The sequence below is a fragment of the Paenibacillus sp. FSL R5-0470 genome, from assembly GCF_037975205.1.
Classification (GTDB): Bacteria; Bacillota; Bacilli; order Paenibacillales; family Paenibacillaceae; genus Paenibacillus_AQ.
On record NZ_CP150238.1, the window covers coordinates 712,645 to 728,650 of the forward strand.

A 16,006-nucleotide genomic window follows, 5' to 3' on the forward strand; every position below is an offset into this window, starting at 1 on the left:
ACTATGGTCATGGGGGACTACTCTTTTTTTCGAGCCGGTGTCTAACAGATACCGGCTTTTTGTTGCTGTCAGACACAACATACCTTAGGGGGAGAACAATTTGAATCGGTTTTTCAAGTTGAAAGAGAACGGCACCACAGTTCGTACAGAAATCATGGCGGGCTTGACCACGTTCATGGCAATGGCTTACATCTTGTCGGTTAATCCGAGTACTTTAACAGCATTTGGCCGTATTGATATGGGCTGGTACTCTGTATTTCTAGCGACGGCGCTGGCAGCAGGTATTTTCACTATCGCAATGGGCGTGTTCATAAACTTTCCAGTGGCATTGGCACCTGGTATGGGACTTAACGCATATTTTGCTTCCGTAATTCTATCTTCCGCCACATCAGAGCATCCATTCACTTGGCAAATGGGTCTGACAGCCGTATTTATTTCCGGTTTGATCTTTATCTTGCTGACTGTAACTCGAGTTCGACAGATCTTACTAACTGCAATTCCTGACAGCTTGAAACATGCGATTACAGTAGGTATCGGGATGTTCATTACGATCCTTGGTCTTAAGAATAGTGGACTCATGACGATTGGTGTTGAAGCCGGTAAAGACATTCCTGCTAACACTTTCACAGATGTCCTTTCCTTTGAAACTATCATTCACATGGGTAGCCTAGAGAATTCCAATGTCCAATTGGTAATTATCGGACTTCTTCTAATCTCTATCCTGATGGTATTGAACGTTAAAGGTGCGATTTTATTCGGTATCTTGGGAACAACTGTCGCTGGTATGTTGATGGGCGTAGTTGATTTCAGCGCATTGTCCAGTCCGGCAACGCCTTGGGTTCCTGATTTCACACAATTGAACTTCTTCCAATTTGACTGGGATGGTATCCTGCACACAGGTATTGTTTCAGCGATTGCAACCTTCACATTTGTAGAGTTGTTTGATACATTTGGTACACTTGTAGGTACGGCTCAACGCGCTGGTATTATGGATAACCCTGAAGAAGGTAATAGACGTGTAGGTAATGCAATGTTTGTCGATGCAGTTGCTGTAGCAGGTGGTGCGGCACTGGGTACTTCGACTACTACTGCTTTTGTAGAAAGCGCGGCAGGTGTTGCTGAAGGTGGACGTACAGGTCTTACAGCTGTAACAACTGGCGTATGTTTCTTGCTTGCATTGTTCCTTGCTCCAGTGGTTGCTCTTATTCCTGGATCTGCTACAGCCGCAGCATTGATCGTCGTAGGTGTGCTGATGGCACAATCAATCCGTCAAATCGATTTTCAAGATATGGTTGTTGCGATTCCAGCGTTCCTAACTCTTGTTATCATGCCTTTCACTTATAATATCGCTAACGGTATTTCCTTTGGTATCGTAACTTATGTAATCCTTGCTTCTGTTGCTAACCTTGCGGGTAAGAAGAAATACGATATTCACTGGATGATGTGGGTACTTGCGATTCTGATCGTTCTCCGTTATGTATTCCTTGGTAGCGAGGGCTAACATATATACAGTATTTCTGAAATTCATCTCGGGCTCCTTCATTACTGAAGGGGCCGTTTTTTTTATTTTGGATAATGTATTCTCCTACTTAACTTGTTGGATGTTCTTCCTTTCCATCATCCAATATTTAGATTATATTGTTGAAGAGGTGATGAATGTTGTCCACAAGATTTAGCAATTGGTCTTCTTATTTTAAAGGTAATCCTTGGCCTCTCTTATTGTTTTTGCTGGGGGCTGTGATTCGCATTTTTTACTTTGGTTCGATTCCAGGTGGCTTGAATCAGGATGAGGCATCTATAGGTTATGATGCTTACGCTATTCTTCATTATGGAATAGACCGCAATGGTATTCATTTACCTATTCACCTCATTGCTTGGGGAAGCGGACAGAATGCACTTTATGCTTACTTATCAATGCCTTTCATATTATTGTTCGGACTCACTCCAATGTCTGTACGTGCTGTTAGTTTAATCATGGGTCTACTGGGTATGCTCGTATTCTATCTTCTTTCCAAAGAGCTATTTACTTCCAGAACTGCTGGTATTGTGGCGATGTTTTTTATCGCAATTAATCCTTGGCATATTATGATGTCAAGATGGGCACTGGAATCTAATTTATTTCCCACCCTGATTCTGTTCTCCGTTTATATGTTACTTAAATCATTTCATATTCCGAAGTGGTCTTATGGATTTACAATTATGCTTGCCCTTTCACTTTATGCTTATGGAACATCCTATTTTTTTGTGCCGATATTTGCTTTAGGTGCTGGAATTCTTCTATTCTATACAAGAGCGCTAAAGCTTCGGACCATTCTATGGAACTGTGCTCTGTTTATATTAATGTCACTTCCAATCTTCCTATTTATTATGATCAATCGATTGTCGCTAGAGGGGATTTTGACCCCATTGTTCTCAATTCCGAGATTGACAACACCGCGTGTGGAACAGGTAACTTCTATATTCGGAGGGCAACTATTACATACAGCATTAAGCAATTTCCGGGAATTTTTGAAGATATTAATTAGCGGATCTGATGGTTTGCCTTGGAATTCGATTTCACCTTATGGATACGCGTATCCTATTGCGTTACCCTTTGTACTTATAGGACTTATATTTATGTTAACGACAATACGGAACCGTGGTCGTGAGCGGACGGGACTGCTCGTTATTTTACTTTGGTTGTTTGTTTCCGTTTTGATGACCTTTGTTACGAACGTAAACATTAATCGGATGAATGTAATTTTCTATCCAATCATTTTGCTGATTGTTGCAGGGTTTATGTGGTTAAGCAAGAAAGTAAAAGTATTAGCAATTCTGTCGGCTGTAACCTTTAGCTTATTTTTTGTTCTATTCACTACAGTTTATTTCCGCGATTATCCTAAAGAGATAGGACCGGCTTTCTATGAATCTTTCGGTGAGGCTATACAATATGCGTCTGAAGAGAGTGCTGGGAACATCTACGTGACTGATAAAGTTAATATGCCTTATATTTATGTGCTTTTTTATGAGCAGATCAATCCCCATGATTTCTTAGCAACCGTTAATTATTCTAATCCTGGAGGTGCATTTCAGCAGGTGTCTTCCTTTGGGAGATATAGATTTGGATATTCAAGCATAGTTCCGGGAGAGACAGCGACATATATCTTGTGGAATGGTGATCCCACTCCTGCTGAAAGCGAAAATTATTCGGTTAAACGTTTTGCCAACTATACTGTTGTGACCGCTAAGACTGGGGTAGTAGAGGGAATCTCGGAATTTACAAATGGAGGATTTGAAGAGGGGATATCAGGCTGGAGCTTCTCATCCGGTACGGGTGTGGCAACCAATAATCCCTATAATGGAAGTTATTTGGCCTATCTTGATCCGGGATTTGACAAAACGATTACACAATCTATCAGAATAGCAGAACCTGGAGAATATAAGCTTGGTATAATGGTTAGTGCTGGTGGAGAAGAAGGAAGGGTTGGCGTCCGAGTTAATGGCGTAGTGCGGGCGGAGGCTGAAATACCTGCTAGTGAGGTTTATCAAGAGCTTACACTTCCAATGGTATCTATCGGTCAGAATGAGCAAACTGAAATTTTTATTAAAGGCGGTAAAGGCTGGATTAATATAGACGAGGTGAGGTTGGAACGATGATCAAGAGTACACGTACGGCCGCAATGACTGTATTGATGCTGTTATTGTTTTTGCTTCCTGTAACAAGCATTTATGCAGACGGAAATCTATTGCAGAACCCTGGATTTGAGGAGGGAGGAGAGGACGCTCCTTCTAACTGGACTAAGGATATGTGGATTTCTGGAGACAACTCGGGCATACTTTCAATCCAATCGGACGAGGTTCACTCCGGTAGTAAAGCGGCAGTCATTGAGAATATCGAGCCCAATCATTTGAAATGGGTGCAGACGATTAAGGCAACGCCGGACAGCTATTATAAAATCTCTGGATGGATCAAAGTAGTAAGTACCGCAGGCGAGGGAATGGGCGCCAATATACTTGCCGTTGGAGTAGGCGGGGGTTATCCCAACGTAACGGATACGGCAGGAGAGTGGCAATATCTTGAATACATAGGCCAGACAGGACCTAAACAGAAAGAATTCGGCATAGGTGCAAGTTTGGGAGGCTACTCTAGCTTGATTCAAGGTAAAGCTTATTTTGATGATTTGTCTGTAGAAAAATTAGACGCTGCTCCCGAAGGGGCAAACGTCATTTCGCTGGATAGTGCAGCAGTTAGTCAGGATGCTGGTGGTAAAAAAGCGGATACCCCACATAAGGTATCTCCAACCAAGATGCTGCTGATCTCAGCGCTTTTCAGTGTATTTTTTGCAGTGCTTTATACCAAGGCATTCCGCAGTGAGAAGCTTATGAAGCAACCTGAGAATGTCTATTCCAAATGGCTGAGCATTGCCATCGGAATTGCCTTTATACTAAGGATTTGGATCGGTCTGACTGCTCAAGGCTATCAGAACGACATGAATACCTTTATAGCTTGGGGCCAGCGTATGGTTGATTTAGGTCCAGGCAAGTTTTATGAAGAAGGGTATTTTGCCGATTATCCTCCTGGTTATTTGTACATTTTGTACATGCTTAGTCTTATTCGCGGTGTATTTGGCTTTGCGCATGGTTCGGGTGGAGAGAATCTGCTATTCAAACTGCCAGCGATTATTTCTGATTTGGTATTGGGTTACTTCATATATCAAATGTCCCGCAAAAAACTCGGCTCAGGGATCGCTTTTGGCTTAACGCTATTATTTCTGTTTAATCCGGCGGTGCTTGTTAATTCAGCGGCGTGGGGACAAGCGGATTCGTTCTTTTTGATTTTCCTGTTGCTCAGTATCCATGGCGCTGCGAACAAAAAGTTTGTTCAATCCGCGATTTTGTTTGCATTAGCAACTTTAATTAAACCACAATCGTTAATATTCACACCGGTATTATTGTTTGCTTTCTATCATCACCGTGCTTGGAAGCAGCTTGGATTTGGAGCTTTGTATGGATTAGGGATATTCGGATTGCTCGCGGCACCATTTTTCTGGAATAACGGTGGTTTAGTTGGCCTTATTAATCTGTATAAGAGTACGTTATCTTCCTATCCCTATTCTTCTGTGAATGCATTTAATCTATATGCACTGACTGACCCGATGTGGTCATCTCTTGACCTAACTTGGTTAGGTATTACTTACCGTGTATGGGGCTTCATATTTATTTTAGTGGCAGTAGCCATAGCAACGTTTTATTCCTTCAAAAAAGATCGCTTGGATTTATCCAAATCCTACTTTATCGGTATGGCGCTCATTGTAGTAGTCTTTGTGCTTGGAACCAAAATGCATGAACGTTATATGTTCCCTGCAGTTATTCTATGTATGTTCACTTATATAGCGAGTCGGGATCGTAGGTTTTTATCCCTATTCCTTGGATTCAGCTTAACGCAGTATATCAATGTGGCTTATACGTTGACCCATCTAAATGCAGGTGTAAATCCAGGTGCAGATGGAATCGTTTTGGTCACTTCTATTGCTAACCTGTCATTATTGCTATACATGCTCTACATCGGTTACGACGTGTATGTTCGTGGGGGAGTAAAGCCTCTTCCAGCACCACCAACACCTGAAGAAAAATATGAAGAAGACCTTAAAGTCGTCGAGCAAATAAGACCGCACCAGAAGGGAGGGAGACTTAAGCGATGAAGTTTAAGCGTATAGATTGGATATGTATTCTTGCCATTACTGCCGTTTACGCGGCAATTGCTTTATATAATTTAGGTTCTACTAAATCTCCAGAGACCTTGTGGGAGCCAGCTGCCAGCGGTGAAAGCTTCTATGTAGATCTAGGACAGAGTAAACAATTGGAACGCGTGAATATCTTCGGTGGCGTAGGTACCGGGAAGTTTAAGCTCGAATTCAGTGAATCCCCTGAGGTCTGGAGTAGTCCGCTGGATGTAAGCGAGGATGTTGGGAATGTCTTCATCTGGAAAAGCCAACCTCTGAACGTTGCAGCAAGATACGTGAAGTTTACAGTCACCTCTCCAGGATTCACTTTAAATGAAATGGCCTTCTATGAGCAGGGAGGCGAAAGAGTACCTCTTCCTATAGCCGGTGTTACACCGGATGCTAGTGCAGTCGCTAAAAGAGGAGAGCCTGCCAATCTTTTTGACGAGCAGTCACTCATCCCTGAATATTCTAACTTTATGAATAGCACTTATTTTGACGAGATCTACCATGCACGGACAGCTTATGAATATACACACGGGATTGTGCCTTATGAGAACACGCATCCACCACTAGGCAAGCTATTGATCGCAGTAGGGATGGAACTGTTTGGAGTCAATCCTTTCGGCTGGCGTATTATCGGAACATTGTTCGGGATTGCCATGCTGCCTCTCATTTATGTAATGGCACTACGTCTCTTTAAAAAGAGTAAATACGCAGCACTTGCAGCTGGATTGTTCGCACTGGATTTCATGCATTTCACACAAACAAGAATCTCTACGATCGATGTATACGGAGTATTCTTCATCATGTTAATGTTTTATTTCATGCAGCGATATTACACTATGAATTTCTTCAGGCAGCCCTTAAGAAAAACACTAATTCCGTTATTCTGGTCCGGTTTATTCTTCGGAATTGGTGTCGCCTCCAAGTGGATTGTACTGTACGGAGGAGCTGGGCTGGCCATTATGCTAGCTATCTCGCTCTTCGAGCGCTACAGAGAATATAAAGCATCGGGACGGTTGCTCGCGGAAGGGAAGATCAAAGACAAGGAACTGCTGGGTACCTGTCGCGAAGCCGTAAATTCGTTCTGGAAGAATACCATTATTACGCTAGCTAGTTGTGTTGCATTCTTCGTAATCATACCGGTCATTATTTATAGTTTATCTTTTGTTCCGGGTTTATCTGCATCCGCAGAGGGCTTTACTATAAAAGGCTTGATTGATTCCCAAAAGAACATGTACAACTATCACAGTCAGCTTGTAGCTACACATCCTTTTGCGTCCTCCTGGTGGCAATGGCCGTTTATGAAGAGACCCGTCTGGTTCTTCAGTGGCAGTGAGGGTTTGCCGCAAGGTCAGGTCAGCAGTATAGTGACTATGGGGAATCCGCTTATCTGGTGGACGGGTATTTTCGCAATGCTGGCAACGCTGTGGATTACACTGAAACGCAAAGATAAGACCCTTTATATGATCTGGATCGCCTTTTTCTCACAATATGTTCCGTGGATGCTTGTCCCAAGGGAAACCTTTATCTACCATTATTTTGCTATGGTGCCTTTTATGATTCTTGGTATTGTATATATAATGAAGTTGCTAGATAGTAAATATCCTGAGGCTCGTTATGTTAGTTATGTCTATGTGGCTGTTGCTTTACTGCTCTTTGTCGCGTTCTACCCTGTCCTGTCAGGGATGCAGGTAAGCGGAGATTATGTGAAGGGTATGCTGCGTTGGTTCCCATCTTGGGTTTTCTAAGATTTTTTATAATATCTATAATAATAAGTTTATGCTTACAGCGTTATTATGAAGTACAGAAAGATGTAACGCTCCATAAAGCTTTTAGGAGGAATAAAGGTGAAAGCCAGATATAGTGTAATTGTACCCATGTTCAATGAGGAGCAAGTAATTAGCGTTACTTATGAACGTTTGAAAAAAGTAATGGACGAATGCGGCGATACTTATGAGCTAGTCTTCGTAAATGACGGAAGTCGTGATCGTTCGGCCCAGATGATTCGGGAGATCAGTGATCGGGATGAATGCGTCAAGCTAATTGACTTCTCGCGTAATTTCGGACATCAGGTAGCAATTACAGCTGGCATGGACTATGCCGAAGGTCAAGCGGTTGTTGTTATTGATGCTGACCTTCAAGATCCACCGGAGGTCATTTTGCAAATGATCGAGAAGTGGAAAGAGGGTTATGACGTTGTGTATGCGAAGCGGCTGAAGCGCCGTGGAGAAACGATGTTCAAAAAGGTAACGGCTAAGATCTTTTATCGATTACTCAGCAGCATGACAAGTGTAGACATTCCTACGGACACAGGTGATTTCCGTCTTATTGATCGTAAGGTATGTGATGTCTTGCGAGGTCTCAAGGAAAAAAATCGGTATGTCAGAGGTTTAGTGAGCTGGGTCGGCTTCAAGCAGACGATGGTGGAATATGAGCGGGAAGAACGATTTGCAGGAGAAACTAAGTATCCTCTTAAGAAAATGATTCGTTTTGCGCTGGATGGGATCACTTCCTTTTCGCATAAGCCACTTAAGATTGCTACGTATGTCGGATTCTTTCTTTCCTTTTCGAGCTTTCTCTATTTATTCTTCGTATTGTTTCAAAGAATTTTTTTCACCTCATGGACGGTTCCAGGTTGGGCTTCAATTGTAGGGGTCAATTTGCTCTTTAACGGTATCGTTCTGATGCTGTTAGGTGTAATCGGTGAGTATATTGGACGGATTTATGACGAGTCTAAGGATAGACCGTTGTATATTGTCAGTGAGACCATAGGATATCGTAACGAAGAAGAAGTGGATCGCCGGAAGGATTACAAAGATGTCAGATAAGAACTTTCGAACTGCTTTCATACAGTTTCTCAAATTTAATGCTGTAGGTTTGGTAAATACCCTCATTGATTTCGTAATCTTCACATTACTGAACTCACTTGGGATGGTATATGCGTTGGCACAGGTGATTTCTTATAGTGCAGGGACAGCGAACAGCTTTATTTTGAATAAAAAAGTAACCTTCAAGGATCGTGACCGTGGCAATAAAGAGGGTTTTGATAAGACGCAGTTGCTGAAGTTTATCGTACTGAATCTGGTAGTACTCGGAATATCGCTGTTGCTAATGCATCTGTTGACTGACAAAGTAGGCATTCAAGTGTTGATCTCTAAGGTATTAGTAACGTTTGTGACGGTGATCATTAACTTCTTCGGAAGTCGTAAATGGGTATTCTAAAGTTCAGTAGAACCAATCTACGGAGGTGAAAATCATGCGTAAATTCTCGTATGTGCTCATACTGGCGGGGATCCTTATCATGCTCTATCCAAAAGCTAACGAATGGTATAACGACTGGCAGCAGGATAAGCTATTAGAATCGGCTGAACTGAGCACCAGTGTAAGTACTCAACCACCTGATCTGAAGAGCAGATATGCCGAGGTCACTCAGCTACTAGCGGAGGAATCAGCTCTAGATGCACAAGCACAGCCGCAAGAAACAGAAAAGCCGGAACCGGAAATTGAAGTGGGTGGCAAAGTTATCGCATTAATTGAGATTGATAAGATCGATCTGAAGCTGCCTGTATTAGAAGGGGCTACTAAAGCGAATATGAAGCATGCCGCGGCCCATATGAAAGAAACAACTCCAATAGGAGAAATAGGGAACGCCGCAATAGCTGCACATAGAGCTAGAACTACGGGCAGATTGTTTAACAGATTGAATGAGGTTGTGATTGGGGATACGATTACGGTGAAGACTAGCGATCAGACTTATAATTACGAGGTTTATGATATTTCTGTTGTACTTCCTAGTGATGTGTCTGTTCTAGACGGGAATAACAAAGATAAAATTCTTACTCTAATTACGTGTGACCCACTAGTAGATCCTACACATCGTTTGATTGTTCATGCCAAGCTTTCCTAATCGTTGACGAGAAATAACAAGAAAACTCAAATACAGAGAAATAACTATAAAATAATAGTAAATCTAGCAATTTTGTTCTTGTTTACGAGGATAAATATGGTAGTATAAGACTATAAAAGCTAAACACGATAAACGGCAAACCTATCGAAAGGTAGGGACGCAAAGCTAAAGGGCCTTCCCGTAAGGATGGCAGCCAGTTACCGAATGAAGAGGCTTTTTTTGTTTTTATAAAATATATAAGAATCTTAGATTCATATTTCTACTTGGACTGATTCTGTTAATTTGTCTAGTGAAATTAGAACAGATAGAGCTTATACGATAACGGCAAACCTATCGAAAGGTAGGGACGCAAAGCTAAAGGGCCTTCCCGAAAGGATGGCAGCCAGCTACCGAAAGGGGTTTTATCCGTGAAAAAGGTTTATTTTATGATGGTGGCGCTGTTCGTACTGATTACTGCGGTTCCGGTAAGCACAGCTCAAGCCGCAAGTGTAGATGCAAGCTGGTTGATTACATCGAAAGTGGCTCAAGGTGTTATTGGAATTAACTATGATATTCCGAAAGATAAAAGAATCAAACTCATGATCACTAAAGACAACAGCAGCTATACATATAACTTATATGCTTCTGGACAAGCTGAGGACTTCCCTTTACAACAAGGTAATGGTACTTATAAGGTTTCTGTTCTTGAGAACACAACCGGCAATAAATACAAAGCGTTATATTCCGAAGTAGTAGACGTAACCATGAGTGACTCGAATTCCGTATATTTGGGCTCCGTACAGAATGTGAAATGGAGTTCTTCTGATAAAGCGATCCTTAAGGCAAAAGAGCTTACAAAAGGCAAAACAACAGATGAAGAGAAAGTTAAGGCAATCTATAACTATGTAGTTGCTAATGTACAATACGATTATTCTCTTGCTAATAACGTAACAACAGATTACATTCCGAACATTAACAACACTTTGAATACTAAAAAAGGAATCTGCTATGACTATGCTTCTCTTTTTGCCGCAATGCTGCGTAGTGTAGATGTGCCTGCTAAATTGGTGATGGGGAATACTAGCTACGTTACGCAATACCATGCATGGAATGAAGTGTTGATGGATGGGAAATGGGTTACTATTGATACAACGGTAGATGCATCGTCAGCGAAGAGTAAGAAGAATACGGATTTTATTAAGGCTTCAAGTAAGTATACTGCAGCAAAATACTATTAATTTGCATCGCTAGATTCATAACTCTATTAAATAAACAACCAGCTTAATTATTAAGCTAGTTGTTTATTTTTCTATTAGGGGTTGCTTTTCTATGAATAGATAGGTTATTATAGTTAAGCGTTGTTAGACAGCGTACAGGCAATATTTGAGAGAGTTATATAAACGGCTTTCGAAAAATAAAGCTTGCATTACTGAGAACAACATGATATATTATAAGAGTTGCTGCTGAGACATTAAACGGCGCCAACGAGAACTTGATCTTTGAAAACTGAACAACGAGTGAGTAGGAAATCACGAAAGTGAAATCCGAAATTAGAGAATTAATTTTCTCGTCAGATGTTTCAAAATGAGCATATCGCTCTTTTCAATACTAATTGGAGAGTTTGATCCTGGCTCAGGACGAACGCTGGCGGCGTGCCTAATACATGCAAGTCGAGCGGAGTTATTTTGAAAGCTTGCTTTCAAAATAACTTAGCGGCGGACGGGTGAGTAACACGTAGGCAACCTGCCCCTTAGACTGGGATAACTACCGGAAACGGTAGCTAATACCGGATAATTTCTTTTTTCTCCTGAAGAAAGAATGAAAGACGGAGCAATCTGTCACTGAGGGATGGGCCTGCGGCGCATTAGCTAGTTGGTGGGGTAATGGCCCACCAAGGCGACGATGCGTAGCCGACCTGAGAGGGTGAACGGCCACACTGGGACTGAGACACGGCCCAGACTCCTACGGGAGGCAGCAGTAGGGAATCTTCCGCAATGGACGAAAGTCTGACGGAGCAACGCCGCGTGAGTGATGAAGGTTTTCGGATCGTAAAGCTCTGTTGCCAGGGAAGAACGTCCGGTAGAGTAACTGCTATCGGAGTGACGGTACCTGAGAAGAAAGCCCCGGCTAACTACGTGCCAGCAGCCGCGGTAATACGTAGGGGGCAAGCGTTGTCCGGAATTATTGGGCGTAAAGCGCGCGCAGGCGGTCATTTAAGTCTGGTGTTTAAACCTTGGGCTCAACCTAAGGTCGCACTGGAAACTGGGTGACTTGAGTACAGAAGAGGAAAGTGGAATTCCACGTGTAGCGGTGAAATGCGTAGATATGTGGAGGAACACCAGTGGCGAAGGCGACTTTCTGGGCTGTAACTGACGCTGAGGCGCGAAAGCGTGGGGAGCAAACAGGATTAGATACCCTGGTAGTCCACGCCGTAAACGATGAGTGCTAGGTGTTAGGGGTTTCGATACCCTTGGTGCCGAAGTTAACACAGTAAGCACTCCGCCTGGGGAGTACGGTCGCAAGACTGAAACTCAAAGGAATTGACGGGGACCCGCACAAGCAGTGGAGTATGTGGTTTAATTCGAAGCAACGCGAAGAACCTTACCAGGTCTTGACATCCCTCTGAATCCACTAGAGATAGTGGCGGCCTTCGGGACAGAGGAGACAGGTGGTGCATGGTTGTCGTCAGCTCGTGTCGTGAGATGTTGGGTTAAGTCCCGCAACGAGCGCAACCCTTAACTTTAGTTGCCAGCAAGTAATGTTGGGCACTCTAGAGTGACTGCCGGTGACAAACCGGAGGAAGGTGGGGATGACGTCAAATCATCATGCCCCTTATGACCTGGGCTACACACGTACTACAATGGCCGGTACAACGGGAAGCGAAACCGCGAGGTGAAGCCAATCCCATCAAAGCCGGTCTCAGTTCGATTGCAGGCTGCAACTCGCCTGCATGAAGTCGGAATTGCTAGTAATCGCGGATCAGCATGCCGCGGTGAATACGTTCCCGGGTCTTGTACACACCGCCCGTCACACCACGAGAGTTTACAACACCCGAAGTCGGTGGGGTAACCCGCAAGGGAGCCAGCCGCCGAAGGTGGGGTAGATGATTGGGGTGAAGTCGTAACAAGGTAGCCGTATCGGAAGGTGCGGCTGGATCACCTCCTTTCTATGGAGAATCGTCTTCTGCAATGAAGACATTCAAATCGGAAGTTAAACTTCCACAACTCAGGTTTAGGCCTGTTACTCACTCGTTGCTCAGTTTTGAGAGTTTAAACTCTCATCTTTAAACTTGATCCTTGAAAACTGGATACCGAAACGAATTTGCGTTTTAGAACATCTTTTAGCAACTTGTGTAAACAAGTAAATGTTATTAGTGAGATTTTTCAAAGAAGATATCGTTTGATATTTTCCTGCGGAAAAATCGAGGTTAAGCTAATAAGAGCACACGGAGGATGCCTAGGCGCCAGGAGCCGACGAAGGACGTGGCGAACAACGAAACTGCCTCGGGGAGCTGTAAGCAAGCTTTGATCCGGGGGTGTCCGAATGGGGAAACCCAGCTGTGGTAATTCGCAGTTACTCATCTCTGAACACATAGGAGATGTAGAGGCAGACCAGGGGAACTGAAACATCTAAGTACCCTGAGGAAGAGAAAACAATAGTGATTCCGTCAGTAGCGGCGAGCGAACGCGGAACAGCCTAAACCTAAGAGCTTGCTCTTAGGGGTTGTGGGACGTCTCACATGGAGTTACAAAGGAATATGGTAGGTGAAGAGGTCTGGAAAGGCCCGCGATAGAGGTAAAAGCCCTGTAACCTAAACTGTGTTCTCTCCGAGACGGATCCCGAGTAGTGCGGGGCACGTGAAACCCCGTATGAATCCAGCAGGACCATCTGCTAAGGCTAAATACTACCTGGCGACCGATAGTGAAACAGTACCGTGAGGGAAAGGTGAAAAGCACCCCGGAAGGGGAGTGAAATAGAACCTGAAACCGTGTGCTTACAAAAAGTCAGAGCCCTATTTATGGGTGATGGCGTGCCTTTTGTAGAATGAACCGGCGAGTTACGTTTAACATGCAAGGTTAAGTCGAGAAGACGGAGCCGCAGCGAAAGCGAGTCTGAATAGGGCGATTGAGTATGTGGACGTAGACCCGAAACCGTGTGATCTACCCCTGTCCAGGGTGAAGGTGCGGTAACACGCACTGGAGGCCCGAACCCACGCATGTTGAAAAATGCGGGGATGAGGTGGGGGTAGCGGAGAAATTCCAATCGAACTCGGAGATAGCTGGTTCTCCCCGAAATAGCTTTAGGGCTAGCCTCGGTATAAGAGTAGTGGAGGTAGAGCACTGATTGGGTGCGGGGTCCGCAAGGATTACCAAGCTCAGTCAAACTCCGAATGCCATATACTTATTGCCGGGAGTCAGACAGTGAGTGCTAAGATCCATTGTCAAAAGGGAAACAGCCCAGACCATCAGCTAAGGTCCCCAAGTGTGTGTTAAGTGGGAAAGGATGTGGAGTTGCACAGACAACCAGGATGTTGGCTTAGAAGCAGCCACCATTGAAAGAGTGCGTAATAGCTCACTGGTCGAGTGACTCTGCGCCGAAAATGTAACGGGGCTAAACACACCACCGAAGCTATGGCTAGATACGTATGTATCTGGGGTAGGGGAGCGTTGTATGTGGGTTGAAGGTGTACCGTAAGGAGCGCTGGACAGCATACAAGTGAGAATGCCGGTATGAGTAACGAAAAGATCAGTGAGAATCTGATCCGCCGAAAGCCCAAGGTTTCCTGAGGAAGGCTCGTCCGCTCAGGGTAAGTCGGGACCTAAGGCGAGGCCGAAAGGCGTAGTCGAAGGACAACAGTTTGAAATTACTGTACCACCGTAATCCGCTATGAGCGATGGGGTGACGCAGGAGGGTAGTGACGCGGACTGATGGATATGTCCGTCTAAGCAGTGAGGCTGATGTGTAGGCAAATCCGCACATCATTAAGGCTGGGCTGTGATGGGGAGCGAAAATTATAGTAGCGAAGGTCATGATCTCACACTGCCAAGAAAAGCCTCTAGCCAGGAGAAGGTGCCCGTACCGCAAACCGACACAGGTAGGCGAGAAGAGAATTCTAAGGCGCGCGGAAGAACTCTCGTTAAGGAACTCGGCAAAATGACCCCGTAACTTCGGGAGAAGGGGTGCCCCGGTAGTGTGAATAGCACGAGGGGGCCGCAGTGAAAAGGCCCAAGCGACTGTTTAGCAAAAACACAGGTCTGTGCGAAGCCGCAAGGCGAAGTATACGGGCTGACGCCTGCCCGGTGCTGGAAGGTTAAGGGGAGTGGTTAGGGGTAACCCGAAGCTATGAACCGAAGCCCCAGTAAACGGCGGCCGTAACTATAACGGTCCTAAGGTAGCGAAATTCCTTGTCAGGTAAATTCTGACCCGCACGAATGGCGTAACGACTTGGGCGCTGTCTCAACGAGAGATCCGGTGAAATTTTAATACCTGTGAAGATGCAGGTTACCCGCGACAAGACGGAAAGACCCCATGGAGCTTTACTGCAGCTTGATATTGAATTTGGGTACGATCTGTACAGGATAGGTGGGAGCCGTAGAAATCGGAGCGCAAGCTTCGGTGGAGGCGCCGTTGGGATACCACCCTGATCGTATCTAGGTTCTAACCTAGTACCCTTACCGGGTACGGGGACCGTGTCAGGCGGGCAGTTTGACTGGGGCGGTCGCCTCCTAAAGAGTAACGGAGGCGTTCCAAGGTTCCCTCAGAATGGTTGGAAATCATTCGAAGAGTGCAAAGGCATAAGGGAGCTTGACTGCGAGACCTACAAGTCGAGCAGGGACGAAAGTCGGACTTAGTGATCCGGTGGTACCGCATGGAAGGGCCATCGCTCAACGGATAAAAGCTACCCTGGGGATAACAGGCTTATCTCCCCCAAGAGTCCACATCGACGGGGAGGTTTGGCACCTCGATGTCGGCTCATCGCATCCTGGGGCTGAAGTAGGTCCCAAGGGTTGGGCTGTTCGCCCATTAAAGCGGTACGCGAGCTGGGTTCAGAACGTCGTGAGACAGTTCGGTCCCTATCTGTCGTGGGCGCAGGAAATTTGAGAGGAGCTGTCCTTAGTACGAGAGGACCGGGATGGACGTACCGCTGGTGCACCAGTTGTTCCGCCAGGAGCATGGCTGGGTAGCTACGTACGGACGGGATAAGCGCTGAAAGCATCTAAGCGTGAAGCCCCCTCAAGATGAGATTTCCCAATTAGTAAGACCCCTTGAAGACGACGAGGTAGATAGGTTGGAGGTGGAAGTGCAGTAATGCATGGAGCTGACCAATACTAATCGGTCGAGGGCTTATCCTATACTTAGAACGCAAATTCAATTCGGATTCAGTTTTCAGGCATCAAGCCTGTAACACGCT

General features: G+C 44.8%; 8 protein-coding genes, 2 rRNA genes and 2 riboswitches. All 10 genes read left to right on the top strand.

What is annotated here, in order from left to right; all coding sequences use genetic code 11:
• The first annotated feature begins 100 nt into the window (after positions 1-100).
• The 10 genes from MKY99_RS03195 to MKY99_RS03240 all read left to right on the top strand — a co-directional run bounded on the left by MKY99_RS03195 (position 101) and on the right by MKY99_RS03240 (position 15,947).
• Positions 101-1,501: an NCS2 family permease gene (locus MKY99_RS03195; protein WP_042184716.1), complete on the top strand. Its 1,401-nt coding sequence runs from the start codon at positions 101-103 to the stop codon at positions 1,499-1,501.
• A gap of 155 nt (positions 1,502-1,656) precedes the next feature.
• A complete protein-coding gene (locus MKY99_RS03200) occupies positions 1,657-3,636 on the top strand; it encodes a hypothetical protein (protein ID WP_339268626.1) in 1,980 nt (659 codons plus the stop codon).
• Entirely contained in the window at positions 3,633-5,681 is a 2,049-nt protein-coding gene (locus MKY99_RS03205) for a glycosyltransferase 87 family protein (RefSeq protein ID WP_339268628.1), read from the top strand. Before MKY99_RS03200 ends, MKY99_RS03205 begins: the two co-directional genes overlap by 4 nt.
• Positions 5,678-7,456, top strand: coding sequence for a phospholipid carrier-dependent glycosyltransferase (locus MKY99_RS03210; RefSeq protein WP_339268630.1), 1,779 nt, complete (start codon positions 5,678-5,680; stop codon positions 7,454-7,456). Before MKY99_RS03205 ends, MKY99_RS03210 begins: the two co-directional genes overlap by 4 nt.
• A 99-nt stretch (positions 7,457-7,555) precedes the next feature.
• A complete protein-coding gene (locus MKY99_RS03215) occupies positions 7,556-8,536 on the top strand; it encodes a glycosyltransferase family 2 protein (RefSeq protein ID WP_076285851.1) in 981 nt (326 codons plus the stop codon).
• Positions 8,526-8,930, top strand: coding sequence for a GtrA family protein (locus MKY99_RS03220; protein WP_339268633.1), 405 nt, complete (start codon positions 8,526-8,528; stop codon positions 8,928-8,930). Before MKY99_RS03215 ends, MKY99_RS03220 begins: the two co-directional genes overlap by 11 nt.
• A 34-nt stretch (positions 8,931-8,964) precedes the next feature.
• Positions 8,965-9,615, top strand: a complete 651-nt coding sequence (locus MKY99_RS03225; protein WP_339268635.1) for a class D sortase — start codon at positions 8,965-8,967, stop codon at positions 9,613-9,615.
• 124 nt (positions 9,616-9,739) lie between these two features.
• Positions 9,740-9,820: riboswitch (cyclic di-GMP riboswitch) on the top strand.
• A 108-nt stretch (positions 9,821-9,928) separates the two neighbouring features.
• Positions 9,929-10,009, top strand: a riboswitch (cyclic di-GMP riboswitch).
• A gap of 13 nt (positions 10,010-10,022) precedes the next feature.
• On the top strand, positions 10,023-10,832 hold the full coding sequence (locus tag MKY99_RS03230) for a transglutaminase-like domain-containing protein (protein ID WP_081383096.1): 810 nt from the start codon (positions 10,023-10,025) through the stop codon (positions 10,830-10,832).
• Positions 10,833-11,203: 371 nt separating this feature from the next.
• Positions 11,204-12,760 (top strand): 16S ribosomal RNA (locus MKY99_RS03235).
• A gap of 259 nt (positions 12,761-13,019) precedes the next feature.
• A 23S ribosomal RNA gene (locus MKY99_RS03240) occupies positions 13,020-15,947 on the top strand.
• Together the 16S and 23S rRNA genes form the textbook arrangement of a ribosomal RNA operon.
• Positions 15,948-16,006: the final 59 nt, after the last annotated feature.

Bases quoted from the DNA above. Each gene is read 5' to 3' on its own strand.
- MKY99_RS03210 (WP_339268630.1), top strand. From the start codon at position 5,678: ATGAAGTTTAAGCGTATAGATTGGATATGTATTCTTGCCATTACTGCC.
- MKY99_RS03205 (WP_339268628.1), top strand. From the start codon at position 3,633: ATGATCAAGAGTACACGTACGGCCGCAATGACTGTATTGATGCTGTTA.
- MKY99_RS03225 (WP_339268635.1), top strand. From the start codon at position 8,965: ATGCGTAAATTCTCGTATGTGCTCATACTGGCGGGGATCCTTATCATG.
- MKY99_RS03220 (WP_339268633.1), top strand. From the start codon at position 8,526: ATGTCAGATAAGAACTTTCGAACTGCTTTCATACAGTTTCTCAAATTT.
- MKY99_RS03200 (WP_339268626.1), top strand. From the start codon at position 1,657: ATGTTGTCCACAAGATTTAGCAATTGGTCTTCTTATTTTAAAGGTAAT.